The sequence below is a fragment of the Acidothermus cellulolyticus 11B genome (assembly GCF_000015025.1).
In the GTDB taxonomy this organism is placed as follows: domain Bacteria; phylum Actinomycetota; class Actinomycetes; order Acidothermales; family Acidothermaceae; genus Acidothermus; species Acidothermus cellulolyticus.
This window is the reverse complement of sequence record NC_008578.1, coordinates 1,176,776-1,188,057: the sequence shown is the minus strand read 5'-3', so window position 1 is coordinate 1,188,057 and position 11,282 is coordinate 1,176,776. Positions and strand designations below refer to the sequence as shown.

At 67.8% G+C, this 11,282-nt stretch carries 11 protein-coding genes; all 11 read right to left on the bottom strand.

Annotated elements, in window-relative coordinates; translation table 11 throughout:
* Positions 1–19: 19 nt before the first annotated feature.
* The 11 genes from ACEL_RS05540 to ACEL_RS05490 all read right to left on the bottom strand — a co-directional run bounded on the left by ACEL_RS05540 (position 20) and on the right by ACEL_RS05490 (position 11,145).
* Positions 20–733, bottom strand: a complete 714-nt coding sequence (locus ACEL_RS05540; protein WP_041835468.1) for a VIT1/CCC1 transporter family protein — start codon at positions 731–733, stop codon at positions 20–22.
* 20 nt (positions 734–753) lie between these two features.
* Positions 754–1,755, bottom strand: coding sequence for a prolipoprotein diacylglyceryl transferase (gene lgt / locus ACEL_RS05535; RefSeq protein WP_011719911.1), 1,002 nt, complete (start codon positions 1,753–1,755; stop codon positions 754–756).
* Positions 1,756–1,768: 13 nt separating this feature from the next.
* Positions 1,769–2,572: a tryptophan synthase subunit alpha gene (gene trpA, locus ACEL_RS05530; RefSeq protein WP_011719910.1), complete on the bottom strand. Its 804-nt coding sequence runs from the start codon at positions 2,570–2,572 to the stop codon at positions 1,769–1,771.
* Positions 2,569–3,846 carry a tryptophan synthase subunit beta gene (gene trpB / locus ACEL_RS05525; RefSeq protein WP_011719909.1) on the bottom strand — a complete coding sequence of 426 codons (1,278 nt, stop codon included), beginning with the start codon at positions 3,844–3,846 and terminating at the stop codon, positions 2,569–2,571. The genes trpA and trpB overlap by 4 nt, the downstream gene beginning before the upstream one ends.
* Positions 3,847–3,868: 22 nt before the next feature.
* Complete coding sequence (trpC, locus tag ACEL_RS05520; protein ID WP_193138741.1) at positions 3,869–4,672, bottom strand: indole-3-glycerol phosphate synthase TrpC; 804 nt, start codon at positions 4,670–4,672, stop codon at positions 3,869–3,871.
* 157 nt (positions 4,673–4,829) lie between these two features.
* Positions 4,830–5,477 (bottom strand): Trp biosynthesis-associated membrane protein, encoded by a 648-nt coding sequence (locus tag ACEL_RS05515; protein WP_049751408.1) that lies wholly within the window; start codon positions 5,475–5,477, stop codon positions 4,830–4,832.
* Positions 5,408–6,865: an anthranilate synthase component I gene (locus ACEL_RS05510; RefSeq protein WP_011719906.1), complete on the bottom strand. Its 1,458-nt coding sequence runs from the start codon at positions 6,863–6,865 to the stop codon at positions 5,408–5,410. The genes ACEL_RS05515 and ACEL_RS05510 overlap by 70 nt, the downstream gene beginning before the upstream one ends.
* Positions 6,862–7,290 (bottom strand): phosphoribosyl-AMP cyclohydrolase, encoded by a 429-nt coding sequence (gene hisI, locus ACEL_RS05505; RefSeq protein ID WP_011719905.1) that lies wholly within the window; start codon positions 7,288–7,290, stop codon positions 6,862–6,864. Before hisI ends, ACEL_RS05510 begins: the two co-directional genes overlap by 4 nt.
* A gap of 69 nt (positions 7,291–7,359) precedes the next feature.
* Positions 7,360–8,217, bottom strand: a complete 858-nt coding sequence (hisF, locus tag ACEL_RS05500) for an imidazole glycerol phosphate synthase subunit HisF (protein ID WP_011719904.1) — start codon at positions 8,215–8,217, stop codon at positions 7,360–7,362.
* Positions 8,218–8,271: 54 nt separating this feature from the next.
* Entirely contained in the window at positions 8,272–10,413 is a 2,142-nt protein-coding gene (acs, locus tag ACEL_RS05495; RefSeq protein ID WP_011719903.1) for an acetate--CoA ligase, read from the bottom strand.
* A 51-nt stretch (positions 10,414–10,464) separates the two neighbouring features.
* Positions 10,465–11,145: an acetate uptake transporter gene (locus ACEL_RS05490; RefSeq protein WP_202943423.1), complete on the bottom strand. Its 681-nt coding sequence runs from the start codon at positions 11,143–11,145 to the stop codon at positions 10,465–10,467.
* Positions 11,146–11,282 lie beyond the last annotated feature (137 nt).

The following is an 11,282-nucleotide window of genomic DNA, read 5'->3' as shown; positions in this document are numbered from 1 at the left end:
TGCGCCTCAGTTCGGGCGGCTAGGCCACATGGGTGCCGATCGCCGCACCCACGCCGTACGTCACGCCGGCGGCAGCGGCACCAAAGAGCAACTGCCGCAACCCGCCGTACCACCACGGCCGGGCGGTGATCCGCACCACCGCTGAACCGGCGGCAAAGAGCGCTACCCCCGTGACCAGCACCGCCGGCCAGAACACCGTCGCGCCGAGCAGGAAGGGCAGCAGCGGAAGAAGAGCGCCGACCGAGAACGCCAGGAAGGACGACAGGGCGGCCAGGATTGGCGACGGCAAGTCGTGCGGCGTAAGCCCCAGCTCTTCGCGGGCGTGGATTTCCAACGCCCGTTCGGGGTCACGCGACAGCTGCCGGGCCACTTCCCGGGCCAGTTCGGGTTCCACGCCCCGCGCGATGTACAGCTGGGCCAACTCTTCACGTTCCGCGTGCGCGTTGGTCAGCAACTCGGTTCGCTCAACCTCGATCTCAGCCCGCGCAAGATCCGCCTGTGAGGCAACCGAGACGTACTCCCCCACGCCCATCGAGAACGCGCCGGCGACCAGCCCGCCAAGTCCGCTCAAAATCACCAGGTGCGGTGTCGCACTTGCCCCAACAAAGCCAGCGATCAACGAGACATTGGAGATCATTCCATCCATGGCGCCGAACACGGCCGGGCGCAACCACCCGCCGGTCACGTCCCGGTGATCGTGATGGATCTCCGCCCGGGGCGTGTCAGCGGCCATCTCGTTCGTCCGCTCAGCCGTCACCGCTCCACCTCCGATCCATCCGCGCCTGGGGGCGGTGCTGATCCGGGCGGCCCGACGTCGACAGCCACGGCAGACGACGCCTCGCCGGCCGAATTGCTCACCGCGCCCGGCGCATACCCGCCCGGGACGCCGCTGCTGTCGGCAGCAGCCACGCCCGGCGGCGTACTGCCGGAACGTAATCCCTCGACCACCACTTCACGGCCTGGGCTGCGCCGCGCACTCACAACGAAAGCAATCACCGCGCCGAGGAAGACGAGCATGCTCGTCCAGTCATTGAGGCGCAACCCGAGGATGTGGTTGGCGTGATCGACTCGAAGGTACTCGATCCACCCGCGGCCGACCGTGTACGTCGCGGCGTACAGCAGAAACGCCCGGCCATGACCGAGCCGGAACCGCCGATCCGCCCAGAGCACAAAAACCGCGGTTCCGGCGTCCCACAGCGATTCGTAGAGGAAGGTCGGCTGGTAAATCCCCGGCAGGCCGGACGCCGTATGCGCTCCGTCAATCCGCAGACCCCACGGCATCGTCGTCGGTTTGCCGTAGAGCTCCTGGTTGAAGTAATTCCCCCACCGGCCGATGGCCTGTGCGAACGCGATTCCGGGGGCTGCGGCGTCCGCGAACGCCGGGAACGCAATGCCGTAGCGACGGCAGGCGATCCACACGCCGAGCGCTCCAAGGGCGATCGAACCCCAGATGCCCAGACCGCCGTCCCAGATGTAAAACACCCGGACCCAGTCGCGACCCGGCTTGAAGTACAGCTCCGGATCGGTGACCACGTGGTACAGCCGCGCGCCGACCAAGCCGAACGGGATGGCCCAGGTGACGAGCGTGCCGACCGTACCGGGAGAACCGCCGCGGTTGCGCCACCTCCGGTCGGTCACCGCAACGGCAACGATGATTCCCAGGATGATGCAGAGGGCGTATGCGCGGATCGGCAACGGCCCGAGGTGCCAAACACCGCGGCTCGGACTCGGCAGGTAGGCCAAGGGTGTGTGCATCGCGACTTCGACGCTACCCGGTTGCCGGCATCCTGCGCACCCCGGCGGCAAGGTCGGCCGCGAGCTTGCGGAGCGCGGCCGGAGCGTCGTCCCCGGCGTCGAAGACACACCGCACGAACGCGGAACCGACGATGACCGCGTCAGCGTACTGGGCGACCTCCGCCGCCTGCTCGGCCGTGCCCACGCCGAGTCCGACACCAACCGGCAGTGACGTATAACGGCGGACCCGGGCGACCAGCTCCGGGGCTTGGACGCTTGCCCGCTCCCGGACGCCGGTGACACCCATCACGGACGCCGCATAGACGAACCCACGGCAGAACCGGACGGTCAACGCGATCCGTTCGTCGGTCGAGCTTGGGGCGACGAGAAAAATCCGATCCAGGCCATGTGCATCACTGGCTGCCAGCCAGGCTTCCGCTTCATCGGGCAGCAAGTCCGGTGTGACGAGGCCGCTTCCTCCCGCGGCGGCCACTGCTGCGGCGAACCGGTCGACGCCGTACTGCTCGACGGGATTCCAATACGTCATGATTACGGCTGCGGCTCCGGAAGCCGCGACCGCTTCGAGGGTGCGCAGGACGGCAGCCGTCGTGGAACCGGCGCGGAGCGCCACGTCGGCGGCCCGGGCGATAACCGGCCCATCGAGGACGGGATCGCTGTACGGCAAGCCGATTTCCAGGATGTCGACGCCTCCGTCGAGGAGGGCCTGGAGGTTCGCGATGCCGCGCTCGACGTCCGGGAAACACGCCGGCAGGTAACCCACCAGCGCGGCACGGCCCTCCGCGCGGCACCGGCGCAAAGCCTCACCGACGGCGGTCACATCGGCCTGCCGGGGACGTCCACGCCGGAGCCCGGCCGGCGGTACGCGGCCGACCTGCTGGACCTGTCCGACGCATCAAGGCCGAACCACCGGGCCGCGGTCTGCACGTCTTTGTCGCCGCGCCCCGACAAGCTGACGACCACGACACTCCCGGGGCCAAGCTCCCGCCCGACCCGTAACGCGCCGGCCAGGGCGTGCGCGCTCTCCAACGCCGCGAGAATGCCCTCCGTGCGGGCCAGAAGCCGGAACGCGTCCATCGCTTCGGCGTCGGTGACCGGCTGGTAGCAGACCCGTCCGGTTTCCCGCAGCCACGCGTGTTCCGGCCCGACGCCCGGGTAGTCCAACCCCGCGGAAATGGAATGCGACGGGCGGGTCTGGCCGTCGGCGTCCTGCAGCACGTAGGTGCGGGCGCCGTGCAGGACGCCCCGGCTCCCGGCGCTCAACGTCGCCGCATGCCGACCCGTCTCGATCCCCTCCCCGCCGGCTTCAAATCCGTACAGCCGGACCTGCGGATCCGCAAGGAAGGCGGTGAAAATCCCAATGGCATTGGACCCGCCGCCGACACAGGCGACCACCGCGTCCGGCAACCGTCCGAGAGCGTCGAGCACCTGGGTCCGCGTCTCGTCGCCGATGATCCGCTGAAAATCGCGGACCACCGCGGGAAAAGGATGCGGGCCGGCCACCGTGCCGAAGACGTAGTGGGTGTATTCGACGGTCGTCACCCAGTCGCGGAATGCCTCGTTTATCGCATCTTTCAACGTGCGGGTACCGGCGTCGACCGGGACGACGTCCGCGCCGAGCAACCGCATCCGGGCCACGTTCAGGGCCTGCCGGCGCGTGTCCTCCTCGCCCATGTAGATCGTGCAGTCCAAGCCGAAGAGCGCCGCAGCCGTAGCGGTCGCCACGCCATGCTGGCCTGCCCCGGTCTCGGCGATGACCCGCTTCTTGCCCATCCGGACAGTGAGCAGTGCCTGCCCCAGCACGTTATTGATCTTGTGGGAGCCGGTGTGCGTCAGGTCCTCGCGTTTCAGCAGAATGCGGGCTCCGCCGGCGTGCTCGGAGAACCGCCGCGCCTCGGTGATCGGTGTCGGCCGGCCGGCGTAGGACGTGAGCAGCTGCCGTAGTTCGCGCTGGAAATCCGGATCGGCCATCGCCACCGCGTGTGCAGCGGCGAGCTCGTCCAGTGCCGCGACGAGCGCCTCCGGTACGAAGCGCCCGCCGAACGGGCCGAAATGCCCGGCGGCATCCGGCAACGCTGGTCGGACGCCGCTCACCAGCGCCTCCGATCGGCCACGGCTAGATGGCCTCGTGCCGGAGAGCCGGGTGCGCGCCGGCCGTGACGAGTTCGGCGACGGCTTGCCGGGGGTTCCGGTCGGTCACCAGTCCTTCCCCGACCAGGACGGCGTCAGCCCCGGCTGCCGCATACGCGAGGAGATCTCGCGGTCCGCGCACCCCCGACTCGGCGACCTTGACGATTCCGTTGGGAATCCGCGGCGCCAGCCGTCCGAAAAGGTCGCGGTCGACCTCGAAGGTCCGCAGGTCGCGGGCATTCACGCCGATGATCCGCGCACCGGCGTCCACGGCACGACTGACTTCTTCGGCCGTGTGCACTTCGACGAGCGGGGTGAGGCCGAGAGATTCCGCCCGTTCAATCAGGGACACCAGCGCGCTCTGATCGAGCACTGCGACGATCAGCAACACGAGATCCGCGCCGTAGGCCAGCGCTTCCCAGAGCTGGTACGAGCAGTAGATGAAATCCTTGCGGAGCACGGGAATCTCAACGGCCTGCCGGACGGCCTCGAGATCAGCCAGCGAACCGTGGAATCGGCGCGGCTCGGTGAGCACGCTGATTGCCGCGGCGCCGCCTGCGGCGTACTCGCGGGCGAGCGCAGCTGGATCGGGGATCGGCGCGAGATCGCCGCGAGACGGACTCGACCGTTTCACCTCGGCGATGACCGTGACCGCGTCCCGCTTGAGGGCGGCGACGCCGTCCAGCGGACGGGGCCGGCCGGCGGCACGAGCCTTGAGTTGGTCCAACGGCACGAGACGTTGCCGCGCAGCGACGTCCGCCCGGACACCGGCCATGATGTCGTCGAGCAGGCTCACCGGCACGGACCCTCCGACCGACGCTGTTCCGCTCCCGCGCTGCGGGCGGAACACGTGATTCCTCGGACTGAGGAACTCGCCCAGGGTAGCGTTCGTTACACCGTGGCCACGCATGGGGTCCTCTCGATCGCCCTACTTGCGGAGGATTTTGTCACACCGTCGGGTCCTCGCCGCGGTCGAGTCGGTCCCACGCCGACGCCTCCGGGGCGGAACGTGCAGGTCCGGCTGTAGGGGGACGCCGATCCTGCGGCGCACGGTCGTAACGCCGGCCCATCGCCGGCCAGGGAGCGGACCGCACCGCGACCAGCACAGCGAGCGCGATGGCGATCAGCGCACCGGCGCCGGCCAGCCACGGCCAGATCATGACGGACGTCGCCGTGATCACCGGCGGTCGGAGTTGGGAGACCGCCTCCGCCCGGCTGGCGGCCGCCCGGGCCGGGTGTGCGAGCACCGACCCGCAGGTCGCCACCGTCGCCGCGGCCGTCAGCCCGATCAGAATTCCCAGAAGACGCCGAAGCCAGGCCCGGACCGCCGGCATCGCGGCCGCTGCGGCAAGGAAGACGAATCCCGCGGCGTACGCGGTACCCGCGGCGTCATGCCCGGTCGCGACCGCCGACAGGCGCAGTCCGGCGGCGCTCACCGTCGTGAAGCGGATCCACGGCCGGCCGCCGGCAATGAGCAAAAGGCCGCCGACGACGACCAGACCGCCGATCGTGAGGGTGAATTCCGTCAGCCGGCGGGATGCAGCGTTTCGGCGATCGTCACCGCGGACAGCACCGTGTTGGCCTTGTTGCAACATTCCTGGTCTTCTCTCACCGGGTTGGAATCGGCAACCAATCCCGCTCCGGCCTGAACGTAGACGGTGCCGTCGCGCAGCAACGCGGTACGAATCGCAATCGCGGTGTCGAGGTCGCCGGCAAAATCGACGTACCCGACAACGCCGCCGTAGAGGCCGCGGCGGGTCGGCTCCAATTCCTCGATGATTTCCATCGCCCGTACCTTGGGCGCACCGGAGAGCGTGCCGGCTGGAAATGTCGCCGTTAGAACGTCGAGCGCATTCCGTCCCGGCGCAACCTGCCCAACCACGGTGGAGACCAAGTGCATGATGTGGCTGTAGCGCTCGACCGCCATGAAATCCACGACCTCGACCGTGCCGGGCGCACACACCCTGCCCAGGTCATTACGGGCCAAATCGACGAGCATCACGTGTTCCGCACGTTCTTTCGGATCCGCAAGCAGCGCAGCGGCAAGCGCAGCGTCTTCCTCGGGAGTAGCCCCACGGGGATTGCTGCCAGCGATCGGGTGCATGGTCGCGCGGCCGTCCTTCACGGTCACGTGCGCCTCGGGACTGGATCCGACGACGTCGAAACCCTCGAACCGCAGGAGAAAAAGATACGGACTGGGATTGCGGGTCCGCAGCACCCGGTAAATGTCCAATGCCGACGCCGTCGTCGTCATCTCGAAACGCTGACTGAGAACGACCTGGAAAATGTCGCCGGCCCGGATGTACTCCCGGGCCCGCTCCACCCATGCGCAGTACTCGTCGCTGGCGGTGCGCCGCAGCGGCTCGCGTGCCGGCACCTGGTCGACCACGGTGACCGTCGATGGTGCGGGACGCCGCAGCGCGGACGTCATCTCGTCAAGCCGCGCCGCCGCGGCGTCCACCGAATCACCCGGCAACACGTTGGCGATGAGCAGCACACTGCCGTCGTAGTGGTCCAAGACGGCAAGGTCCGTGACCAGAAGGAGGAGCAGCTCCGGCAGGCCGAGGTCGTCGACTGTCGTCTGGGGAAGGCGCTCGAGGCGCCGGACCATGTCGTAGCCGATGAAACCGACCAACCCGCCGGCAAGCGGCGGCAACTGCGGATCGCGCGGCGTACGCAGCGCGTCGAGCGTCCCCGCCAGGACGGCCAGCGGGTCGCCGTCGGTGGGAACGCCGGGCGGCGGCGTGCCCAGCCAGTGCCCTCGGCCCCCGCGCTCCGTCAGCACAGCGGCGCTGCGCACCCCGACGAAGGAATAACGCGACCAGGATCTGCCGCTCTCGGCGGATTCCAGCAGGAACGTCCCCGGACGGTCGCCGGCGAGCTTCCGGTAGAGGCCGATTGCGGTTTCGCCGTCCGCCAATAACCGCCGGGTCAGCCGGCGAATGCCCGAATCGGTCGGCGGACGGGTGGCGAGCGTCGTCACGGTGCGGCGTCCGCCGTGCCGGAGGCCGGCTGCCGCTCACCGGCGCCGACCGGTGTGGGTGGCTCGCCGACGACGGCGGGCAACTGCCCGGCGTCAAAGCACGTGCGGTCCCCGGTGTGACACGCTGCGCCGATCTGGTCAACCTTGACGAGGACCGTGTCGCCGTCGCAGTCGAGCGCCACAGACTTCACCCACTGCTGGTGACCGGACGTCTCCCCCTTGACCCAGTACTCCTGGCGGCTCCGGCTCCAGTACGTGCACCGTCCGGTGGTGAGCGTGCGATGCAGCGCTTCGTCGTCCATCCAGCCCACCATGAGGACTTCGCCGGTGTCGTACTGCTGGGCCACCGCGGGGAAAAGGCCGTGCTCGTCGCGCTTGAGCCGCGCGGCAATCGCCGGGTCGAGGTTGGAAGGACGTCGGGTCATGTGCTCATTCTGCCGGCTCGCCGGCGTTCCGCCACGGTCGGTCTGGGCTCGCCCGGCCGGGGTCACCGGCTACGCCGGGCCCGGGTCGTGGCGCGCCGGGCCGGGGTCCCGCAGCGCGGACGTCGCGTCGCGGACCGGATATCCCGCCTGGCGAAGGGCGTCTTTCACGTCTGCGATGCGCAGCAGGCCGAAATGAAACACGCTCGCCGCCAGAACGGCGTTTGCCCCAGCCGCGATCGCAGGTGGAAAATCGGCTGCTCGGCCTGCGCCACCGCTCGCAATAATCGGAACGTTGACCGCCGACCGCACGGCACGGATGAGCTCGAGATCGAAACCCGCCTGGGTTCCATCTGCGTCCATCGAATTGAGGAGAATTTCCCCCGCTCCAAGGTCGACGGCGCGGATCGCCCACTCGACCGCGTCGAGCTCCGCGGAACGCCGGCCGCCGTGGGTGGTCACCTCGAATCCGGACGGCATGTCCGGCCGGCGGCGGGCGTCGATGGACAGGACGACGCACTGCGCACCGAACCGGTCGGCGCCTTCGGCCAGCAGCCGGGGATCGGCAATGGCCGCCGTGTTGACCCCCACCTTGTCGGCTCCGGCCCGCAGCAGCCGGTCGAAATCCGCGACGCTGCGGACCCCGCCGCCGACGGTCAGGGGGATGAAGACCTGCTCGGCCGTACGGCGGACGACGTCGTACATGGTCTCGCGGTCGCCGCTGCTTGCCGTGATGTCGAGGAAGACCAGCTCGTCGGCACCCTCGGCGTTGTAGGCGGCGGCCAATTCCACCGGGTCGCCGGCGTCACGGAGGTGGACGAAGTTGACGCCTTTGACCACCCGCCCGGCGTCAACGTCAAGGCACGGGATGACCCGGATCGCTACGCCGGCGTCGAGGCGTTGCGCGCCGTCAGGTGCCGTTGCGGTCACGCGGCGAGTGTACGTACCGCCGGCCGGCGCGCAACGCCTCGGTTGCCGCCCCCGCTACTCCACCCGGCCGAAGGCGCGGATCTCTTCGAGTTCCTCCGGGGTAAGCTGCCGCGGCACCTCGCCACGGTCGATCTTCGCCTTCTGAACCGCCCGCCGAATCTCCTCGACGACCTCGGGGTTGGCCAGCGTCGTCGTGTCGCCGACGTCGGTGAAGTTGGAGATCCCAGCCAGAATCCGGCGCATGATTTTCGCCGACCGCGTCTTCGGCAGATCACTGACGATCCAGATGCTCTTGGGTCGGGCGATCTTACCGATCTCCGTCTCGATCGCCTTGGTGACCTTCTCCGTGATCTCGGTACTTGCCGCCACGCCGGGTTTGAGCGTCACGTACATCTCCACCGCCCGACCCCGGAGCTCGTCCATCACCGGGACCGCGGCTGCCTCCGCGATCTCCGGCACGGTCAGCGTCGCGGATTCCAGTTCTTTGGTGCCGAGCCGGTGCCCGGCCACATTGATGACGTCGTCCACCCGGCCGAGGATCCGGAAGTAACCGTCGGCGGCCTGCACAGCGCCGTCACCGGAGAAATACGGCCAATCCCGCCAGTCCTTGCTCTCGGGGTTGCGGCAGTACTTGGCGTAGTAGGTCTGCACGAACCGTTCCGGCTGCTTCCAAATGCCCTGGAATACACCAGGCCATGGGTTGCGGATGCACATATTGCCGGCCCGGCCGCTGCCCGGCGGCACCACCTCGCCGTTCTCGTCGTAAATGACCGGGAAGACGCCGAGTACACCAGGGCCGCAGCTGCCCGGCTTCATCGGCGCCAGCGCGGGGAGCTGGCACCCGAGGAAACCGCCGGTCTCGGTCTGCCACCACGTGTCGGTGATGACGGCTTCGCCTTTCCCAATCACGTCGTAATACCAGCGCCAGACGTCCGGTTCGATCGGCTCACCGACGGTGGTCATCAGCTTGAAGTGGTAGTTGTATTTGGCTGGCTCGTCCGGCCCCACCTTCCTGAGCATGCGGATCGTTGTCGGTGACGTGTGGAAGATGTTCACGCCGAGGCGCTCGGCAATCCGCCACGGGCGGCCGGCGTCCGGATACGTCGGCGTGCCTTCGTACATCACACTCGTCGTGCCCAGCGCCAATGGACCGTACACGATGTAACTGTGCCCGGTGATCCACCCAATATCGGCGAAGCACCAGTAGGTGTCCTCCGGGTGGATGTCGAGGTAGTACTTCGACGTCCCAGCCACGTAACTGAGATAACCGCCGGTGGAGTGCTGGCACCCCTTCGGCCGGCCTGTCGTACCGCTCGTGTACATGAGAAACAACGTGGACTCGGCCGGCATGGAGACCGGAGCGACGAGCTTATTCCGGAACTGCGGCAGAATGTCGTCGACGAAGAAATCGCGTCCGTCGACCATGGGGCTCTTGGACGCGTACTGCCCGGCGTGGCGGCGGAAGACGAGCACCTTCTCCACCGTGCACCCCTGTTGGGCGGCACGGGCCACCGCCTCATCGGCTTTCACCTTATGGTCGAGCAAGTCGCCGGCCCGGTAGTACCCGTCCATGGTGATGAGCACCTTGCTCTCTGCGTCGGCGATCCGGTCCCCGCACGCGGCACCGCTGAAGCCGGCGAAGACCTGGGAATGGATGGCGCCGAGCCGGGCGCAGGCGAGCATGGCAATCGGCAATTCCGGCACCATCGGCAAGTGGAGCGTCACCCGGTCTCCGGTCTTCACCCCGGCGAAGTCGCGGAGCAGTGCGGCGAATTCGTTCACCCGTCGATACAACTCCTGGTAGGTGAGCGCCAGCGTCGGCTCGTTCTCCGGTTCGGGAACCCAGATGAACGCCGCCTTGTTCGCGGACGCCGCCAAATGGCGATCGACGCAGTTGTAGCAGGCGTTGAGCCGGCCGCCGACGAACCACTTCCAGAACGGTGGATTGCTCGTGTCGAGCGTCGTGTGCCAGTAGGCGTCCCAGCTCAGGAGATCGGCGTAGACCCGAAAGCACTCGGGGAAATTCTGCTCACTGAAACGCTCCAGGATCGCCGGATCCCCCGCGTTCGCCTGCGCGATGAACTTGGCCGACGGGTAATAATACGGTTCCTCCCGCCAGTGCACCGCGATCTGCGCCTCGGACACCTCCACCTCGGGGACATCCGCACGAGTGTCCCGATCATCTGCTGCCACCATCACCTGCTCCCTTCGTCCCCTCTTCGTCGCGTATGCATGCCGTATTCGCTCCTAGCGTTGCGGAACCGGTTGCGGAGTGACAGCCGGTGCCGCCCGACCCACATTCCCGGCCGGCGGCGATCCAACCGGCAGCAGAGAACGGCCCACCATGCCGTTGATAACGCCGGCAGCCGAGGTGTACCACGCCACCGCGGCGGTGATGACGCCGATCACTCCACCGGCCTTGACGGCATTGCTGTTCTCGTTGAAGTTCCCGATGACCAGCACGAGCTCGGTCACCTCCAAGGTGAGGAACACCCCGAATACCGCCCAGTTCGTCCACAGGCTCCAGAGCAGCATGTAGCTGTTGAAAATCAGAAACGCAAGGAGAATCCACGCGAGGTCATTACTGACCTGCGAGCCATTCTGCGCGGTGGGCGCGACAAGCTTGACGTAAAGGCCGAGGCCGATCCAGAAGCCGCCGTATGTCGAAAATGCCGTGGCACCGAAAACATTACGGTTGCGGAATTCCCACATGCCGGCGAGCAACTGGACGAGACCGCCGTACGCGAATGCGTAGCCGAGCCAGGCATCCGTGCCGTGCGTCCAACCCGCGTTCTTTGCCGAGAGCAGGAATGTTGTGAGTGCGAAACCGGCGAGACCAAGCGGTGCCGGGTCTGCCGGCGCCGGCATCCCCGTCACTTTCGTCTGCTGCTCGTGTTCCAGCCTTCCGGATTCCACGGTCGTGGACACGTCACCCTCCCTTTCCTGTCGCCCTGTCGGCGACCGCCCAATGCCTCCCGGGACGATCCGGCCGTCGAATACGTCGCCGGCCACCGGAGCATCCACGAGATCTCGCAAGAATCGTTGAAGTTCCCCAGCGGTCCCGG

Bases quoted from the DNA above. Each gene is read 5' to 3' on its own strand.
- ACEL_RS05540 (WP_041835468.1), bottom strand. From the start codon at position 733: ATGGCCGCTGACACGCCCCGGGCGGAGATCCATCACGATCACCGGGAC.
- lgt (WP_011719911.1), bottom strand. From the start codon at position 1,755: ATGCACACACCCTTGGCCTACCTGCCGAGTCCGAGCCGCGGTGTTTGG.
- hisI (WP_011719905.1), bottom strand. From the start codon at position 7,290: ATGACCCGACGTCCTTCCAACCTCGACCCGGCGATTGCCGCGCGGCTC.
- ACEL_RS05515 (WP_049751408.1), bottom strand. From the start codon at position 5,477: ATGTTGCAACAAGGCCAACACGGTGCTGTCCGCGGTGACGATCGCCGA.
- acs (WP_011719903.1), bottom strand. From the start codon at position 10,413: ATGGTGGCAGCAGATGATCGGGACACTCGTGCGGATGTCCCCGAGGTG.